Raw genomic sequence first — 18558 nt, 5'->3', positions numbered from 1 at the left:
GATGACGTCTGATGTTTTCGATGTAGAAATGTTTATAAAAGACAATGTTACAATGCGTAAAAGTAGTTTTTTTGCTAGTGACATATTATCGTCTCACGAAATTCTAAATAAAGAAATTGCCGATAAGAATGTATTGGTTATAGGTGGTGCGGGAACAATAGGAGCCTCTTTTATAAAAGCAATTTTAAAATATCCGGTTCGTAAGCTTTATGTGGTTGATACAAATGAGAATGGGCTTACTGAGTTGGTTAGGGATTTAAGAAGTTCAAAAGACTTAAATCTTCCTGAGGTTCTTAAGACATATCCTATAAATTTCAATGATATTATTTTTGAAAAGCTGTTCAAGCAGGAAGGTCGGTTCCATATAGTTGCAAATTTTGCAGCTCATAAGCATGTTCGTAGTGAGAAGGATCTTTTTTCTATTGAAGCTATGATTAATAATAATGTTATTAATGCGAAACGTTTATTGGATTTATTAGTTGAGTTTCCGCCGGAACACTTTTTTTGTGTTTCTACCGATAAGGCTGCCAATCCTGTTAATATTATGGGGGCAAGCAAAAAGTTAATGGAAAATATTATCATGGCTTACTCTAATAAGCTTAAGATAACGACAGCTCGTTTTGCAAATGTAGCTTTTTCGAATGGGAGCCTCTTGGCTGGTTTTTTTGAACGTATTTTGAAGAAACAACCTCTTTCTTGTCCTTCAGACGTGAAGCGATATTTTGTATCTCCATCGGAAGCAGGGGAGATTTGTCTGTTGGCATGTATTTTAGGGACTAGCGGGGATATCTTTTTTCCTAAATTGTCAATTGAAGATGATTTAGTCAGTTTTGCTTCCATTATTGAGCCTTTTCTTGCCCAGTTTGGGTTAACAGTAGATATTTGTGGAAGTGAAGAGGAGGCGAAGGTAAAAGCTGCAAATCTACAAGTTAATGCTTACCCCGTTTATTTGTTTGGTAGTGAAACATCCGGCGAAAAATTATATGAGGAGTTTTATACCGATTCAGAGCAGCCTGATATGGATTTATATAATTCGTTAGGAGTTATAAAAGTAAAAGAGAGGATGTCAATAGAAGCGGCTAGCTTAGTTGTGAAACAAATTGAAGATTTTTTCAAGACTAATAATTCTGAAAAATCGAGTTTGGTTGAGTTGTTAAATGCCATGTTGCCGGATTTCAGGCACATTGAAACAGGGCTTAATCTTGATCAAAAAATGTAAACAGGTATGTATTCAATTATTAAGCGTTTGTTCGATTTTTTGTTGGCACTGGTTCTTATTCTATTTTTGCTTCCTTTTTTGCTTCCAATAATTCTGATTTTGAAATTATCTGGAGAGGGGTTTATCTTTTACTATCAAAAGAGGATTGGCTTCAAAAACACTTATTTTGACATTATTAAGTTCGCCACCATGTTGAAGAATAGCCCCAACATGGGAACGGGGTCTATTACACTTCGAAATGATCCCCGACTTTTACCGCTAGGGAAATTCCTGCGGAAGACAAAAATAAATGAACTACCCCAGATTTTAAATGTATTAAAAGGGGACATGAGTATTGTGGGCCCCAGGCCACTTGTTGATAGGACTTTTAATGCCTATCCTGAAAGTATACGATATAGAATTTATGAATCTAAGCCGGGTATTACTGGAATTGGTTCGGTTGTATTTCGTGATGAAGAGAAACTGATTTCAGAGTCATCTTTACCACCACATGAGTTTTATGAGAAGGTAATAGCTCCTTATAAAGGCGCTCTTGAAATCTGGTATAATGAACATAAAAGTTTTCGCGTCGATTTAATTATTATGTTTTCTACTGCGTGGGTCATTTTGTTTTCCGAAAGCAAAATAATACACCGTTTTTTTAAGGACCTACCCCAGAGGAATTTATCTTAAGGTGTTTTTTGTGTAGCATCACGTCTATAGAATGATGACAAGCTTTAGTGGGAAGAATAAAAATTGCGACTTGTCTCTTTGCTTCTTTGCGCTACATCAGGGGAATGATATTTTTTATGCCAGTAGTAATAGGTGGCAGCGGTTATGGCCTGTTCTTTACAAAATTGCTTTACACTTAACCCACTGGATTCACATTGGGCGATCAACGCATACATGCGGGAGTATAGCATGCCGCTTCTTTTAGCCGCTTCATGACTACCAGCAAACAAATAATTCTTTCTGCCCAGGGCGACGGGGCGGATACTATTCTCAACTGGATTGTTGTCGATGTTCAGTTTGCCGTCATTGACGTAGGTCGATAACCTTTTCCATCGTTGCAGACTATAGGCGATCGCTTTGCCGATAGCGCTTTGAGGTAAGACCTGTACATATTGCTGTTGCAGCCATAAGTCCATTGACTTTAGGATAGGAACAGATTTGATCCTGCGAACTTCCGTTACTTCCTCAAAGTTCAACTGCTGCTTCTTGCAGATGCGTTCAATTACATATAATTTTTGTATCTCCTCCATGGCGTGAGAAGCACGGGCTTCATCATTATCCAACGCGTCATTAAACATACGCTGGGCATGTGCCATGCAATGGATTAGCGTAATGTCCTGCTTTTTAGCAAAAACATCATATGCTACGTAGCCATCGGTTTGCAGATAGCCTTTAAAATCTTTGAGTATTTCAACCGGCCCCTCTCTGCCACGGCCTTCCTGGTAGTCAAACAATACCGTTTTAGCAATGCTGTTCTGGTATACCCAGTAATACCCGCGATGTGTTTCACCTTTCTTATCCTTATCCATCACTTTGATAGGTGTTTCATCGGCATGCAGGTAATTACTTTGTAACACGTAAGCCTCCGGCTAAGTACATCTTTTCCGTAAGTGTTTGATCCTATAGCTTAGTGGTCAAAAATTATGGAAAGAACTTCCGCCGTAAATCATCGGCATTTTCGTGGTCGTGCTGTAATAGTGGAACTGTTGGAAGCTCATCGTCAAAGTGGGTTGAGTATAAAGGACTTTTGTGTTAATCGATGTATTCCTGAAGGCAGTTTTCATAATTGGCGGCGACGTTATGGCAAAGAAAATACGGCATCTGTCAGCAGTTCGTTTGCTCCTATACAATTGAATACTGGCTCTGCCAGCTTATTTGCGGAGGTAAACGGTATAAAGCTCTACCAGCCTGTTAGCGCTGCTTATCTTAAAGAGCTTTGCTCATGAGTAGTTTATTGCAGCTTGGTACACACCGCTGTTATCATTTGTACCGAAAAGAGACTGATATGCGCAAGGGCTTCAACCAATTGTGCGGTATCATTACCAATGAACCAGGCAGACAGGTAACGCAAGGTGATGCTTTTATTTTTATCAACCGGCCTCGTACACAGATACTCCCTATAATTTAGTGAATAGGGCTGTCTGCAGTTAATATCCCGGTGTGGAATTAGAAATTTGAATCTCCCCCCCCTTGCATTTGGCCACTTTTTTGCTTAACTTGGTTGGGTTCACCTTATCAAACACCAACCACTATGTCAACTATCGAATTCAATCAAATGCTGATGAGCAATGTGGACTTCCTGAAGCCCTTTGCCGTAACGCTAACCCGAGACACCGAATCTGCCAAGGACCTGTTCCAGGAAACCTTGTACCGCGCCCTTGCCAACAGGGATAAATACAGCGTAGGTACTAATATCAAAGCCTGGCTTTATACCATCATGCGCAACGTATTTATCAATAACTACAGGCGCAAGGCCAAGCAAAATGTCCTTTTCGACCACACTCCCGACGACTTCCTCCTGAATCAGAACCAATCCGCTACCACCAACGGAGCGCTGGTAAGCATCAATATGAAGGAGATCCAGCATGCGCTCAAAAGCCTGCCTGAGATCTTTCGGGGACCGTTTGTCATGTACTATGAGGGGTTCAAATATTACGAAATCTCAGAAATGCTGGGCGAGCCATTGGGGACCATCAAAAGCAGGATCCACTTTGCCCGTAAACTGTTGAAATTGCAGTTAAAGCGCTACTGATCAAATAATTAGCGCGTGCAGGAAAAAGTAGTTGTCATTGGAAGTGGTTTCGCCGGCTTGTCGGCAGCCTGTTTTCTTGCCCGCGATGGATACCAGGTCCGGGTAATAGAAAAGAATAGTATGCCTGGTGGACGTGCCCGTAAGTTCACGGCCCAGGGGTTTACCTTCGATATGGGCCCCAGCTGGTACTGGATGCCCGACGTCTTTGAACGTTTTTTTCAACAGTTCGGACGATCGGTTGGGGAATTTTATTCCCTTAAGCGGCTCGATCCTTCTTACCGTATTTACTGGGAAAAAGAAATTTCTGATATTCCCGCAGATTATTCCGCATTATGCCAGCTGTTCGAATCTCTGGAACCTGGCAGTTCCCATCAATTGGATCAATTCCTTGAAGAGGCAGCTTTTAAGTACCGGGTAGGTATGAATAAACTGGTACATAAGCCAGGGTTATCCATAAAAGAGCTGTTCGATAAAGACCTGTTTGCCGGCCTGTTGCGCCTGGATGTCTTTACTTCCATGCAAAAACATCTGACCAAACATTTCAAAAATGAACACCTGCAGCAGCTGATGGGGTTTCCCGTACTTTTCCTCGGCGCCCTCCCGCAAAAGATTCCCGCTTTATATAGTCTCATGAACTACGCAGATATCAAGGGCGGCACCTGGTATCCTGAAAATGGCATGTATAGTATTGTCGATGCGATGTACCGCCTGGCAAAGGAACTGGGCGTTACCTTCCATTTCAACGAAACGGTATCCCAAACTATCATCGAGAAACGGAGCGTAAAAAAGCTGGTTACCGATAAGGCTACCTACGATGTAGATATTGTGGTAGGAGGTGCAGACTATCATCATATAGAAACCAACCTGCTTCCGCAGCAGTTTCGCAGTTACTCCACAGCGTATTGGGATAGCCGTGTGATGGCGCCTGGCTGCCTTATTTACTACGTGGGACTAAACAAAAAGCTCGAAAACATTACCCACCATTCGTTATTTTTCGACACTTCTTTCAGCTTACACGGCTTAGAGATCTACGAAATGCCTCAATGGCCATCCGATCCCTTGTTTTATGTAAGTGCACCTTCTGTTACCGATCCTTCGGTTGCACCTCCGGGTTGCGAAAACCTTTTCTTCTTAATTCCCGTAGCTTCTGGTTTACAAAATGATTCCGAAGAACTCAGGAATTACTATTTTGAAAATATTGTAACCCGCATGGAAAAACGTACCGGCCAGAAGATCAAAGAGGCCATCATATATAAAAGATCGTTCGCGCACAGCGATTTTATCAGCGAATACAATGCCTTTAAAGGCAATGCCTACGGATTGGCAAACACTTTGCTTCAAACAGCCCACCTGAAACCCTCTTGTAAAAGCAAAAAATTAGATAACCTGTTTTATACCGGGCAATTAACTGTTCCCGGTCCCGGAGTGCCTCCCAGTCTTATCAGCGGAGAACTGGTGGCCACTCATATAACGAATGCTTACAGTCGATAAAAAACGATGATATATGATCCAACTGTTCCATGCAGCAAGCGGTGCCTGCAGCAGGATGTTTACTGAACAATACAGCACCTCTTTCGCCTCCGCTATAAGGCTGCTGCATAAAGATATGCGCATGCCCATCTATCACATCTACGGCTTTGTAAGGCTTGCAGATGAGATCGTTGATTCCTTTCACGACTATGATAAACGGCAACTGCTGGCGCAGTTGAAAGCCGATACTATGAATGCTATTCGTGACGGTATCAGCCTCAACCCGGTTTTGCATAGTTTTCAGATCACAGTCAATTCCTTTAAAATTGAACATGCGTTGATTGATGCTTTTTTCCGTAGTATGGAACTTGACCTGGATAAAAAAAGCTATGATCAGAATGCCTACGATGAATACATTTATGGTAGTGCAGAAGTCGTTGGCTTAATGTGTTTGTCTGTATTTTGTGAAGGGAAAGCAGCGCTTTACGAAAAACTGAAATCATATGCGAGAAGCCTGGGGGCGGCTTTTCAAAAAGTAAATTTCCTGCGTGATGTGAAAGCGGATATGCAGCAGTTGGAGAGATTCTACTTTCCGCAATGCGATTTCAGAAATTTCTCGCAAAACCATAAAAATGAAATAGAAGAAGATATCCGCAAAGATTTCGACAAAGCATTCGAAGGCATCAGGTTATTGCCACTGAAGGCGCGTTTTGGGGTCTATGTGGCATATAAATACTATCTTTCGTTGTTTAATAAGATCAGGCGTGTGCAGCCACATCGTATCTGGGAAGAAAGGATCCGCATTCCCGATTACGGAAAATTATTTATCGTCGCCAAAGCAGGAGTAAGGATGCGGCTGAACTTATTATAACTCGCAATGAACAACACATGGAAAAAGTAATTCTGGTAGATGAAAATGATTGCATGATTGGCACCGCCGGTAAAATGGAGGCTCATAGAAATGCTATGTTGCATCGTGCTTTCAGCGTGTTTATCTTTAATGCACAAGGCAAAATGCTTTTACAGCAAAGGGCCGATACCAAATATCACAGCGGAGGCTTATGGACGAACGCCTGTTGCAGTCATCCCCGTCCCGAAGAGGCTACGCTTGTTGCAGCAGAACGCAGGCTAACAGAAGAGATGGGCTTTACCACACCTTTAACCAGTGTATTCAGTTTTGTATATCAGGCGCCTTTCGATAATGGGCTGGTTGAATATGAATATGACCATGTGTTTGTAGGAGAGTACAATGGTGTGATAAGGCCGGATAGCAGCGAAGTAAAAGATTTCTGTTTTAAATACGCCGAAGAAATTGCCGATTCTCTGCGAGAGTTTCCCGAAAAATATACAGCCTGGTTCCATATCGCATTTCCTAAGTTGCTGGACTATCTGGAATCAAGGGCAAAAATAGCGGTATAGTTTTTATTTTATAACCAGCTAAATAAACATGATGAACTGGTTACTTTATATAGGCATTACACTGGTCACCTTTTGTCTTATGGAAGCTATTACCTGGCTAACACATAAGTATGTAATGCATGGTTTCCTGTGGTATCTGCACGAAGATCACCATAAAAAAGGGGAAGGTTTTTTTGAAAAGAATGATGCTTTCTTTATCATTTTCGCAATCCCCAGTTGCCTTTGTTTTTTGTTGGGCAGTATCTATGGGCTTGGCTGGCTCGTAAGTATAGGAATGGGAATACTGCTCTATGGAATTGCTTACGTACTGGTGCATGAGATCATCATTCATCAGCGTGTCAAGTGGTTTACAAAGAGCAATAACCGTTATGTAAAAGCTATTCGCTGGGCTCATAAAATGCATCATAAACATCTCGGAAAAGAAGAGGGCGAAAGCTTTGGTATGTTACTCGTTGCAAAGAAATACTGGGACAAAGTGCGCAGAGATGAAAAGATAAAATCTGCCTCCTCGTCCATATAAACATCGAACAGTTATTCCACAGCATCCTACATACGATTACATCATTGCCGGCGCCGGTTGCGCAGGTCTGAGCATGTTAATGCGTATGATGAAGCATCCTTTTTATTTCAATAAGAAGATTCTGATCATAGATCCCCTGATGCAGGAGCAGCCTTCTAAAACCTGGTGTTTCTGGGAAAAGCAGGAAGATATTTTTGAGCCGGTTGTCTTTCATCGATGGGAGCAGATTGAAATAGTAAGCGCTGAGTTAAAACTCCAAAAGCCGCTATTCCCCTATAAATACAAAATGATCCGGTCGCGCGACCTCTTCCACCATGTCAAAACTGCTTCCGCTGCTTTCTCTGATATTCATTGGCTGCAGGCGAACGTTACTGCCATAGATAATGAGGGGCCGCTTGCTTTCGCCCTGGTGAATGGAGAAAAGATCTATTGTTCAACGCTGCTGAACAGTGTTACCTATAGTGACTATTGGAAGCAGCAACCGGAAAGGCATTACCTGTGGCAGCATTTTAAAGGCAGGATGATAGAAGCTGAAAAGCCGGTTTTCCAGGATCATATAGCACGTTTGATGGATTTTAGAACGAAGCAGGAATCAGGTACCTGTTTCGTTTACGTATTGCCTGTTTCCCCGCGAAAGGCCCTCGTTGAGTTTACCGTATTTTCCGAAGCTTTGCTATCTCAGGAACAATATGACCTGGCCCTGGACGAATACATTGAAAATATCCTGCAGCCAGGGTCTTACAGCGTGCTGGAAACGGAAACCGGTGCCATTCCTATGACCAATCATCGTTTTTGCCGTCAGAGCGGCAACATCCTTCATATCGGCACTGCTGGCGGCGATACCAAAGCCAGTACGGGTTATACCTTCCGTTTTATCCAGAAAACAACGGCCAGGATCGTGGCAGAATTAGCAAAGGAGGGAGATGTTTCATTAACTCCCTGGTTTAAAGCCCGTTTTAACCTCTACGACAGCACGCTTCTTAGAATATTGCGGCATGAAACAATGCCGGGAGACCAGATTTTTACCCGTCTCTTCAAAAAGAATCCTCCAGCCAGGGTATTCCGCTTCCTCGACAACGAAACGTCTCTGGCAGCCGATCTGCCTATTTTCTCCAGCCTGCCTGTTTCCGTTTTTTTACCCGCTTTTTGTAAAGAACTATTCCTGTAACCGTATTTAGCGTATTGATTTGTCTGAAACCGGGTAATCCATTACTTTTGTGCCCCTGCGAACTTCCCGTCCGCATTTTGGCTTCGTAGTACAATGGATAGTATAAGAGTTTCCGAAGCTCCAGATCCAGGTTCGATTCCTGGCGAAGCCACTAAAAGTCTCAACATTTTGTTGGGACTTTTTTATTTATCATTGATTGTGTGATTACCACCGCCCATTGCCCTGGCGTGTTTAATAGTAACATACTGCTTCTTCAACACCATTTAACGATTGGTTAATTTTTGTAAACAAGCAGCTAAATTTTGTGGAGCACCCCATCCTGTTTTAAACGAAATTTATACTAATCAAAAAAATAGATTTTTAAAAGCAAAGCATATCTGAAAGATATAGCTGTTAATAGATTGCCTGGCCTGCAAACCAAGACAGCAAGCTGCTTTTCAGCGAATGATGTAAAAAAGTTGAAACAGATCTTCATTGAAATAATGAAGCCTGTTGCCGTACTTATTACCTGTGATAACTCCTGAGCAGAACGAGTAATAATTTATCAACCGAAAGGCTGAATGATAGTGTATTCGACCATTTAATGAGCAGCCGGTATAAAGTACCGGTTAAACAACTGTGTTCGCTTATGAGCTACCACCGCAACCTTATTAAACATCAGTAAGTAAACTACACGAGGTGTGGTTTGCCTGGATCTAACAACTAATTGCTTCACTAATTAACCAAAACATCAAATGTACAAGACAAGCATTGCACTTTCACGCAGGGCTGCTTTCTCAACCGGTTCCGTATGGATGGTTATTGTTTGCTTTCTGGCGATGAGTGCCGTTAAGGCACAGGATTCTATTGTCGTGACCGGGATTGTGATGGACTCGCTTAGCAAGCCTATCTCAGGCGCCAATATTGAAGTCATGAATAAGAAGTTGGTGGCGCAAACAGATGCAAACGGACGGTTTTCTGTTTCCGGTGTCCGCCCTAAAGAGTACCTGGTAGTAAGTTTCATGGATTATGAAACAAAAATGGTGCAGGTGCCTTCCGATGGCAGTGTCATGAACGTTACCTTATTAATGAATAAGGCATTGGATGAAGTAGTCGTAGTTGGTTTCGGTAAACAAAAGAAGATAAGTCTTACCGGGGCTATCTCCACCGTTGGAACCAAAGAGCTGCGGCAAAGCCCCGTAGCGAATTTGAGCAATGCGCTCGCTGGTCGTTTACCAGGCCTTATTACATTACAGAACAGTGGTGAACCAGGCTACGATGGCACGCAGTTATGGATTCGTGGCATGGCCACTTTCACCGGAAGCCAAACCCCATTGATCATGGTGGATGGGGTAGAGCGTTCCTTCTCCGGCATCGATGCAAATGAAGTGGAAAGCATTTCTATCCTGAAAGACGCGTCTTCAACGGCAGTATATGGTGTAAGAGGCGCAAATGGAGTAATACTGGTCACTACGCGCCGGGGAAAAGAGGGCAGGTCTCAGATCAACTTCACACTTCAGAGCGGATTGCAGTCGCCTACCCGCTTACCGGAATATCTCGATTCCTACGATGCCTTGAGCTTATATAAAGTAGGCCTGATAAACGATGGACAGAACTATGCCATGTATACCGATGAATATTTGAATAAGTTCAGAGACAGAAGCCATCCTGCTTACCAGTATCTCTATCCCAATGTGAACTGGCTGAAAGAGTTGCTGGAACCCAATGCCGCGATGTACCAGGGAAACCTGAATGTTAGCGGAGGCAATAAGGCTGTGAAATATTTCACATCTATTTCTTACCTGCGCCAGGACGGTTTGTACAAATATGCCGACTTGTCCGATTACAATATCCAGGCGGTTAACAACAAATATAATTTCCGCTCAAACGTGGATGTCACTATTACCAAGGACCTTACCATGGAGCTGAACCTGGGAGAAATAGTATACGATAATAACTATCCCAATGTAGGCGCCAGCGCGCTCTTTGCCGACATGCAGGGTATACCTCCTTATTTATATCCCATGTCCAACCCCGACGGATCAGTAGCTTATCTCCCGGCCAAACCATATAATCCCTATGGAAGGCTTACCCAGGGCGGGTACCAGCGCAATTTCTCTAACACCCTGCAGGCCACTGCCGGCTTTAACTTCAATATGCCTTTCATTACAGAAGGTTTAAGTACAAGGGTACGCCTGTCATTCGACTCTTATAGCTACAGGAATGTAACACGCGGCAAATCGTATTTTACCTATCAATACTCTCTTGCAAATGACCAGGAGACCGATCTTACAAAAGGCACATACACAAAAGTTACCGATGGCACTAATAACCTGGGTTACGATGTAGCAGCCAACAGTAACAGGAGAACCCAGGTTGAGGCGTATATTAACTATAACCGCACTTTTGGAGGCTTGCATGCTGTTGGAGGCATGTTGTTATATCAGCAGCAGAGTTTCTTTGAGGCAGTTGGCAGCGGACAGGCTATTATGGGCTTACCCTATAAGTACAATGGCTTTATTGGACGTGCAACCTATGCCTATAACGCTAAATTATTCTCTGAATTGAACTTCGGCTATAATGGCTCCGAAAACTTCCCGGCAGGAAAACGTTACGACTTCTTTCCGTCTGTTTCATTAGGTTATGTTTTATCCGAAGAATCCTTCTTTCAGAAGACCTTTCCTGCTATCAACTTTTTCAAAATACGTACTTCGGCAGGAACAGTAGGTAACGATAAGATCGGTGGCGAACGTTTTCTTTATCAAAGCACATGGTCATTAAGTGCTACCGGCTATCAGTTTGGCCTTAACAGGGATGGCCTTTGGTATAATGGTTCGGTAGAAGACCGTACCGGTAACCCCGATGTTACCTGGGAAAAAGCAACCAAGTATAACGTAGGTCTCGACGTTGAATTGTTCAGAGGCGCATTGTCATTTACCGGTGATGTGTTCTATGAAAAGAGGAAAGACATCCTGGCTCGCCCCGGAACAATTCCTTCTACCATAGGCATTGTAAACCTGCCCTATGTAAACCTCGGATCCGTTGAAAACAAAGGCTTTGAGGTTTCGGCAGAATATAAAAAACAAACCAAAACCTTCGGCTATTTTGTAAAAGGCAACTTCTCTTTCGCCCGTAATAAAATACTTGAAATGGACGAACCGCTTTACATTGGCCGTGAATACCAGAGAAGAACGGGCAGGCGTGTGAATGAACAATATGGCCTTACTGCCCTCGGCTTTTTCCAGACTAAAGAAGATATAACCAACTCGCCAAGCCAGTCTGCCTATGGTTCTGTTCAACCCGGTGATCTGAAGTATAAAGATGTGAACGACGATGGTGTAATTAATTCCATGGATGAATCTTATCTCGGAAAATCATCTACACCAGAGCAGATCATGGGTTTTGCATTGGGCTTTAATGTATGGGGCTTCGATGTAAGTGCTTTATTCCAGGGTGCGTTTGGTGGTAATGTGTGGTTAACAGGCCCAAGGGTATGGCCATTCTCTGGCGATGCCGGCGTTCTGTCCGATGTAAAGGATAATTATTGGACACCCGAGCGCCCCAATGCTGCCTACCCCCGCATATCATATGCCGCCAATGCCAACAACGATCAGAACTCCAGCTTCTGGCTCAAGTCTACCAACTACATCCGCCTCAAGAATGTGGAGATAGGATATACATTATCGCCCAAAATAACCCAGCGCATTGGCATTCGTAATGCAAGGTTTTTTGTAAACGGCATCAACCTTATCACCTGGGATGACATTAAAATATTCGATCCGGAGATCCCTAACAGCTCAGGAAATTATCCACAACAACGTGTATTTAATGCCGGCTTATCTATTGGACTCTGATAAAATAAATTACAATGAAAAGAATTAAATTATTATATAAAATAGCTGGTTTGGCAGTATTGCTGGGAACTGCTCTTCCTTCCTGTAAAAAGTTCCTCGACGTGGTTCCCTCCGAGCTGGTTACCGAAGATCAGGTATGGGGCAATATCAACAACGCCAACGGCGCCCTGGCCAACCTTTACTCCCTCATACCGGGCAACCTGCCTGATGGCTGGACCTTCGACATTACCGCAGCTACCGACGAATCATACCACCACTGGGGAGCAGGCTTTTATCCTTTATACTACAATACCGGTGCCTGGAATGCAGCCAATAATCCATATGGTACCTGGACAGAGTCTTATCAGAACATCCGGAAGGCCAACCTCTTCCTTGAAAATATAGATAAAGTGCCTATTACCGGCGACCAGCAGTCATATTACCAGGCAGTGATCCCCAGGTATAAAGCGGAAGTTCGCTTCCTGCGTGCACTCTTTTATTTTGATCTTTTCAAAAAATATGGCGCTGCTCCCATCTTCACAAAATCTTACAAACCTGCCGAAGGCGATGCGTTACGCGTACCAAGGGCAACCGTCGACGAACTGGTGAACTATATTGTTTCCGAATGCCAGGAAATTGCAGAACAACTGCCTACAGGCTACGACAATGCGAATATGGGACGGGCTACAAAAGGGGCGGCGCTTGCACTGGCTTCCAGAACACTCAGCTATGCTGCCAGTCCGTTATTTAATGGAAATACCCTTTATGCCAACGTAAAAAATGCAGATGGAACTGTTTTGTTTAATCAAACCTACGATAAGAATAAGTGGCAGAAAGCAGCAAACGCTGCAAAAGCGGTACTGGACCTTAACCTTTACTCACTGAACAAGATCGCTGGAGATCCTATCAATAGCTACGCGCAGGTGTTTAATAAACGCAACTGGACAGAACTCATTTTCGTAAAAGTAATTGCCAATAGCAAAAGCATAGAAAATGAACTGTTGCCTTATGGCGGAGAGTTTGGCGGATGGGGTAAATACAGCGTATTGCAGGAACTGGTGGATGCTTATGAAATGAAGAACGGTTATCCTATCAATTACAACGGATCAGGCTACCAGGAAACAGGATTCTGGAGCGGTGATATTTATGGCGGCGGTGGCTATACAGGCCAATCTGTACATGTAGACAATATCTCGAATATGTATAAAGACCGCGACCCGCGTTTTTATGCCACTATCTTCTTCCATGGTAGTAAATGGGCAGTTGCAAACACCAATAACATGCCGGTATGGCTTGCCTGGTGGGGCGCTAATGGCGGAACTTCGCAAGGCTGGCCTAAATCTACCGGAACTTATCCTATCAGTGGTTATAACGTCCGTAAATGGATAGATCCTGCTGTAGATATGAATAACTATTGGGGCTCGCCGGATGCACAACGTAACGACCCGGTTATCCGTTTGTCTGAAATTTATTTAAACTATGCAGAAGCCCTTAATGAATATAATGAGGGCCCTACGCCCGAAGCTTTTGCTGCCATAAATATGGTTCGTAACAGAGCCGGTATGCCCAACCTTCCCATCATCCCCGAAGACAATACTAAAGAAGGATTTCGCAAGCGTGTACAGAACGAAAATCGCATAGAGTTTGCTTTCGAAGCGCATCGCTTCTGGGACGTAAGACGGTGGCTTATCGGAGAAAAAGTAGATAACGGCCCTGTTCATGGTCTTAATGCAAGGCCCACCACTGCTGAACTCCAGGCTACAGGTCTCGATGTTAATAGCAAAGAAGCCGGCCTGGCCGTTTACTACAAAAGGGTAACTATTCAAAACAGGGTTTTCCTGCCACAGCATTATTTATTCCCGATACCTCAAACCGAATTGGATGTTAACAAGGAACTGGTACAGAATTATGGATGGTAACCTGTGAAATAAAATGCACATGTAAATTGGAAGAGGCCGTATCAAAAGACAGATACGGCCTCTGTTCGTTCAAACCTATCTGCTTTACATCATGCGGGAGCCCATTCCATAAGCGCCGTAAGGGCTGTGGGGCGCTGAATACGGAGACTTTTCTCCCTTTTTCAAACCAGGGTACATCCTGAAGTCATAAACAAGACTTAACAACAGCATACGTTGCAGTTGGTTGGTCTGGTTGGTATATACATAGTTGAATGCAGCCGACTGCGTATAGTTCCTGTTGGTATTAAGCAGGTCAAAGCCGCTTAACCGTATCTGCCATTGTTGTTTCTCGAATAAACGTTTAAAGATCGCGGCATTGAGCACACCGGATGATTGCGAAGGCAGCAACCCGGAAGTGCCCTGATGCATCCAGGAATAAGTACTTTGTATGTTGATGCCAAACGGCAGCTCATAGCTAAGATTTAGCGTAGCATTCTGTGTCCAGCTTCGGGTATTTTGTGCCGGGTTAACGGAATAGCGATAGTCCGAGTATTCCGATCCACCTACTAGTTCAGCGATAAATTGGTTGGCTATGCTGTAGTTGAATTTTACCGTTTGCCCCCATGATACACTATTCGTTGTATTTTGTTCTCCATTGATCATGCCCATATCGTGCCCGTAACGTAAGCGCGACGAAATACTGCCGCTGTTGCGCGTTCCTTTCGTTTTACTTAAACCAAAGCTGTACGAAGCCATTGTACCCAGGTGGTAGGTGCCGTTGATATTCATATAGCGCTGCTCCTGCACGCCGCCTGCCTGCAGTTTGGTAGAGGCTACAATCTGGTTTTGAACCATATCTCCCTGAACCGATAGCATGATGCCTTTAAAAGTTTTCATGCTGTACGAGTTAAGATTGGCGCTTATACTATGATTGAACGATTGCTTCAGATCAGGATTGCCCGTCTTTACAAGAAGTGGGTTGGTCAGGTCGGGGAGTGGTTGTAACTGCTCGAGCGTTGGCGCTGAACTCATGCCATTGTAATTAACAGACAGGCTTTTGCCTTTACCCAGGTTGAAGTTGATCATTGCTCTTGGAAACAGATTCGTGAACTGTTGCCGGGTGTTCCTGTCAGGTGCAAAGTTTTGATTGTCTAACGTCGTATGTTGCCAGCCAAGTCCAAGTTGGTAATTGATATCCTTCCTGTTCATACCATAACTACCCTCCACCCGGTGGCTGCTATTACGATTATTGAAACGGTTCGTTGTAAGGGTATTGGGTTTGCTGTAGGCGCCTGTAAGGCTGTCGAAATCATTACTCCTCCTGTCGTTCGTTTGAAGGTCGGTATTAAAGGAGTAGGTGAACGACAGTTGATGGTCGCGTGCCAGTGGTTCGGTATACATCACAGAGGTTCCGTACCCGCTGCCTTTGGTGTCTTGCGTAAACTGTTGGTTGGTGAGTGTTTGTTGAGTTATATTACCGGAACGGTCATAGCCGTTAAGAAGCGAATAAAGGCTGCCCGGGCTGTTACTGGTTTGGGTAGACTGCGTAACTCCCCATTGCAATGTCCTGCCGGCCTTGTTAAAACGGTGACGCCACTCCAACTGGTTATTAAGGCTAACCGAGTTTTGCCGCGATGTGTTATTTGTTTCCGTTTTGCTACTGAGATAGTTGTTGTTATTATTTAGTAATGTTTGTATGGCTGCGGTATCCTGGTTGCGGTTATTGCCGTTGGAAACGGTGATGCCGGAAATCAGTTGCAGCTGGTTCATACTGTCGACATCATAGGTTAACGAAAGATTTACCGGGTAGCTGGCTGTTTTGTTCACGCTTTGTCCCAGCCTGTTTTCCTGTAAACTGGAGTCACTGAAAAACGTGCGGCGGCTGGTGGTTTGCAGCACATCCATCTTTTGATTGCTGTTGTCGAATGAAAGTGCTGCTGTTAGCTTTTGCCCCCATTTCTCACGATAATTGATATTGAATGAGGCTGTAGATTGTATCCCATTCTGCGGCCCCATGTTCTTGCTTTCCACACCTGAAAAGCGGTTGTTGATATTATTAAGTTTTAACCCGCCCATTAGCATCCTTTCTCCACCGAACCGTGTAAACTGTCCTCCCGCAGCATAGCTGTCGCCTTGTCCCTTACTGGCATACGCATTGCCGAAAACAGCCTGATCCATTCCTTTCTTGGTCTTGATGTTCAATGTCCGCGTTTGACTGTTCTCTCTTACCTTACTGAATTTGGCTCGTTCAGACTGCGTACCGAATGCTTCTATTGAAGAGATCATTTCGGCAGGTAAACTATTGGCTTGTTTAATATTGCCAAGAAAAAAGTCTTTTCCGTTAACAGTGATCTTATCTATTTTCTGGCCCTGCATGGTTATGTTTCCGTCTTTGTCTACGTCTATGCCTGGCAGTTTCCGCAACAGATCTTCCAGCTGGGCATTGGGGCGTACCGCAAATGCATCGGCATGAAAAACAACTGTGTCGCCTTTTACACTAATAGGTTTAGGATTGGCTTTTACCACTACACCATCAAGTTCGTTGGCCAATGGCTTCAGTAAAACAGCCAGTGATAAAGAATCGCTGGCATTAACTATTACAGGCAGCGTATCGCTGTTATAACCTGCCGCACTTACCACAATACGGAAATTACCATTTGGTACCTGCCGGAGTACAAAACCCATACTATCGGCGCGTACATGCAACAAAGGTTTCCGGCTTTCCCTGCCCAGCAGGAATATATCGGCGCCATCGATAGCAGTATGGGAGGTACTGTCCTGAACTTTGCCACCAATAACGGCCGATTGGCCGTAGGTGATCGTCTGGACTACAAACAATGTTAGAATGGTAAGAATAGAAATTTTCATAACTTTTTGCCGACGGAAACCATAATCCTGCTTCCGGACTGCGAAGATGAAAAGGAAATCCCAATATCTACGAAGGTTGGTGTAGTTAATATGTTAAATTTCCTGTATTGGATAAGAGCTCTGCCTTTTGTACAAGCGTATAACTTAATGCAGATGCTTGTAATACCTATACAGTGGTAGTGAAGTTTCGAATAGCCCCCTTACGCTTTTATTGGCAAATTGAAATGAACGCTATCTGGCTCTCCCAATATGCTTAATAGCATAACGGAATTGTTTTATAATTGGTGACAGAACTGTTTTTTAAGCTGCTTTTCAGCTTAAATGGCCGCGCGGGCAGCTGGGGTTCTCTAAAAAACATATAACTTTCCGCCCAATTCTTTTGTGCATGTCGAAATCTATTATTATCACCGGCGGAGCTGGTTTTATTGGCTCCCATGTAGTTCGTCTGTTTGTAAATAATTACCCGGAGTATAAGATCATCAATCTTGATGCGCTTACTTATGCCGGAAACCTGGAGAACCTGCGCGACATAGAGTCTGCCCCAAATTATGTGTTTGAGAAAGCCGATATCCTTGACAAAGATGTAATAGAGGCGCTTTTCAAAAAACACGAAGTAACAGATGTCATTCACCTGGCAGCAGAATCTCATGTCGATCGTTCCATTTTGTCGCCACTGGATTTCGTATATACAAATATTATAGGCACAGTGAACCTGTTGAATGCTGCAAAAGAGTGCTGGAAAGGAGACTATGCCAACCACCGTTTCCATCACGTTTCTACCGATGAGGTCTTTGGAACGCTGGGCGATACCGGCTTCTTTACAGAAACAACGCCTTATTCTCCCAATTCCCCCTATTCAGCCAGCAAAGCAGGTTCCGACCACTTTGTCCGCGCCTATGGTGAAACCTATGGTCTGGGATATGTAATTACCAACTGTTCCAATAACTACGGTCCCAACCATTTTCCGGAAAAGCTTATTCCGCTTTTCATTAATAATATCATCCATAATAAGCCCTTGCCTGTATACGGTAAAGGCGATAATACCCGCGACTGGCTTTTTGTTATAGATCATGCCCGTGCCATCGACACCGTCTTCCATAACGGTAAAAATCACGACAGCTATAACGTAGGCGGCTTTAACGAGTGGAAAAATATAGACCTCGTAAAACTGCTTTGCAAGCTCATGGATGAAAAACTCGGAAGAACGCCGGGAACCAGTGAAGCATTGATCTCTTACGTCAAAGACAGACCCGGACATGACTTACGTTATGCCATCGACGCTTCCAGGATCAACAAAGAACTTGGCTGGAAGCCTTCTGTAACTTTTGAAGAAGGACTGAGCAAAACAATCGACTGGTATCTGTCCAATGAAACCTGGTTGAAAAACGTAACATCAGGTGCTTATCAGAACTATTACGAGACACAATACGCAGACAGATAA

The 18558-nt window shown here is 43.7% G+C and carries 15 protein-coding genes and 1 tRNA gene; 14 read left to right on the top strand and 2 right to left on the bottom strand.

Annotation, left to right across the window (positions count from 1 at the left end; all coding sequences use genetic code 11):
* Position 1: 1 nt before the first annotated feature.
* Both ESB13_RS18805 and ESB13_RS18800 read left to right on the top strand, forming a co-directional pair.
* Complete coding sequence (locus tag ESB13_RS18805; RefSeq protein WP_129005234.1) at positions 2-1219, top strand: polysaccharide biosynthesis protein; 1218 nt, start codon at positions 2-4, stop codon at positions 1217-1219.
* A gap of 6 nt (positions 1220-1225) precedes the next feature.
* The gene (locus ESB13_RS18800) at positions 1226-1891 is read left to right on the top strand and encodes a sugar transferase (protein WP_181955312.1); all 666 of its coding nucleotides are present in this window, start codon (positions 1226-1228) and stop codon (positions 1889-1891) included.
* Between the two features lie 44 nt (positions 1892-1935).
* Here the strand turns inward: ESB13_RS18800 and tnpC are convergent, their stop codons facing one another.
* A complete protein-coding gene (gene tnpC / locus ESB13_RS18795) occupies positions 1936-2787 on the bottom strand; it encodes an IS66 family transposase (RefSeq protein WP_129005233.1) in 852 nt (283 codons plus the stop codon).
* Between the two features lie 66 nt (positions 2788-2853).
* Between tnpC and tnpA the strand changes: the two genes are divergently transcribed.
* The 11 genes from tnpA to ESB13_RS18740 all read left to right on the top strand — a co-directional run bounded on the left by tnpA (position 2854) and on the right by ESB13_RS18740 (position 14270).
* Complete coding sequence (gene tnpA / locus ESB13_RS24320) at positions 2854-3156, top strand: IS66 family insertion sequence element accessory protein TnpA (protein ID WP_129005232.1); 303 nt, start codon at positions 2854-2856, stop codon at positions 3154-3156.
* Complete coding sequence (gene tnpB, locus ESB13_RS24210) at positions 3153-3338, top strand: IS66 family insertion sequence element accessory protein TnpB (protein WP_129005231.1); 186 nt, start codon at positions 3153-3155, stop codon at positions 3336-3338. Before tnpA ends, tnpB begins: the two co-directional genes overlap by 4 nt.
* 123 nt (positions 3339-3461) lie before the next feature.
* Positions 3462-3962: an RNA polymerase sigma factor gene (locus ESB13_RS18780; protein ID WP_129005230.1), complete on the top strand. Its 501-nt coding sequence runs from the start codon at positions 3462-3464 to the stop codon at positions 3960-3962.
* 15 nt (positions 3963-3977) lie between these two features.
* Positions 3978-5453, top strand: a complete 1476-nt coding sequence (locus ESB13_RS18775; protein WP_129005229.1) for a phytoene desaturase family protein — start codon at positions 3978-3980, stop codon at positions 5451-5453.
* A 13-nt stretch (positions 5454-5466) separates the two neighbouring features.
* On the top strand, positions 5467-6303 hold the full coding sequence (locus tag ESB13_RS18770; protein WP_129005228.1) for a phytoene/squalene synthase family protein: 837 nt from the start codon (positions 5467-5469) through the stop codon (positions 6301-6303).
* Positions 6304-6320: 17 nt separating this feature from the next.
* On the top strand, positions 6321-6851 hold the full coding sequence (gene idi / locus ESB13_RS18765) for an isopentenyl-diphosphate Delta-isomerase (protein ID WP_129005227.1): 531 nt from the start codon (positions 6321-6323) through the stop codon (positions 6849-6851).
* A 28-nt stretch (positions 6852-6879) separates the two neighbouring features.
* Positions 6880-7371, top strand: a complete 492-nt coding sequence (locus ESB13_RS18760) for a sterol desaturase family protein (protein ID WP_246022625.1) — start codon at positions 6880-6882, stop codon at positions 7369-7371.
* On the top strand, positions 7352-8539 hold the full coding sequence (locus tag ESB13_RS18755) for a lycopene cyclase family protein (RefSeq protein ID WP_342772678.1): 1188 nt from the start codon (positions 7352-7354) through the stop codon (positions 8537-8539). The genes ESB13_RS18760 and ESB13_RS18755 overlap by 20 nt, the downstream gene beginning before the upstream one ends.
* A 79-nt stretch (positions 8540-8618) precedes the next feature.
* A tRNA-Arg gene (locus tag ESB13_RS18750) sits at positions 8619-8690 on the top strand.
* 583 nt (positions 8691-9273) lie between these two features.
* Positions 9274-12372, top strand: a complete 3099-nt coding sequence (locus ESB13_RS18745) for a SusC/RagA family TonB-linked outer membrane protein (RefSeq protein ID WP_129005225.1) — start codon at positions 9274-9276, stop codon at positions 12370-12372.
* 14 nt (positions 12373-12386) lie between these two features.
* Complete coding sequence (locus ESB13_RS18740) at positions 12387-14270, top strand: RagB/SusD family nutrient uptake outer membrane protein (protein WP_129005224.1); 1884 nt, start codon at positions 12387-12389, stop codon at positions 14268-14270.
* 84 nt (positions 14271-14354) lie between these two features.
* Here ESB13_RS18740 and ESB13_RS18735 read toward each other — a convergent pair whose 3' ends face one another.
* Complete coding sequence (locus ESB13_RS18735; protein WP_129005223.1) at positions 14355-17117, bottom strand: outer membrane beta-barrel protein; 2763 nt, start codon at positions 17115-17117, stop codon at positions 14355-14357.
* A 385-nt stretch (positions 17118-17502) separates the two neighbouring features.
* Between ESB13_RS18735 and rfbB the strand changes: the two genes are divergently transcribed.
* Positions 17503-18558, top strand: coding sequence for a dTDP-glucose 4,6-dehydratase (rfbB, locus tag ESB13_RS18730; protein ID WP_129005222.1), 1056 nt, complete (start codon positions 17503-17505; stop codon positions 18556-18558).

It is taken from the genome of Filimonas effusa (assembly GCF_004118675.1).
Taxonomy (GTDB): domain Bacteria; phylum Bacteroidota; class Bacteroidia; order Chitinophagales; family Chitinophagaceae; genus Filimonas; species Filimonas effusa.
This window is presented reverse-complemented; position numbering and strand designations above follow the sequence as displayed.

Bases quoted from the DNA above. Each gene is read 5' to 3' on its own strand.
- ESB13_RS18805 (WP_129005234.1), top strand. From the start codon at position 2: ATGACGTCTGATGTTTTCGATGTAGAAATGTTTATAAAAGACAATGTT.
- ESB13_RS18800 (WP_181955312.1), top strand. From the start codon at position 1,226: ATGTATTCAATTATTAAGCGTTTGTTCGATTTTTTGTTGGCACTGGTT.
- tnpA (WP_129005232.1), top strand. From the start codon at position 2,854: ATGGAAAGAACTTCCGCCGTAAATCATCGGCATTTTCGTGGTCGTGCT.
- tnpB (WP_129005231.1), top strand. From the start codon at position 3,153: ATGAGTAGTTTATTGCAGCTTGGTACACACCGCTGTTATCATTTGTAC.
- ESB13_RS18780 (WP_129005230.1), top strand. From the start codon at position 3,462: ATGTCAACTATCGAATTCAATCAAATGCTGATGAGCAATGTGGACTTC.
- ESB13_RS18770 (WP_129005228.1), top strand. From the start codon at position 5,467: ATGATCCAACTGTTCCATGCAGCAAGCGGTGCCTGCAGCAGGATGTTT.
- idi (WP_129005227.1), top strand. From the start codon at position 6,321: ATGGAAAAAGTAATTCTGGTAGATGAAAATGATTGCATGATTGGCACC.
- ESB13_RS18760 (WP_246022625.1), top strand. From the start codon at position 6,880: ATGATGAACTGGTTACTTTATATAGGCATTACACTGGTCACCTTTTGT.
- ESB13_RS18745 (WP_129005225.1), top strand. From the start codon at position 9,274: ATGTACAAGACAAGCATTGCACTTTCACGCAGGGCTGCTTTCTCAACC.
- ESB13_RS18740 (WP_129005224.1), top strand. From the start codon at position 12,387: ATGAAAAGAATTAAATTATTATATAAAATAGCTGGTTTGGCAGTATTG.
- ESB13_RS18735 (WP_129005223.1), bottom strand. From the start codon at position 17,117: ATGAAAATTTCTATTCTTACCATTCTAACATTGTTTGTAGTCCAGACG.
- rfbB (WP_129005222.1), top strand. From the start codon at position 17,503: ATGTCGAAATCTATTATTATCACCGGCGGAGCTGGTTTTATTGGCTCC.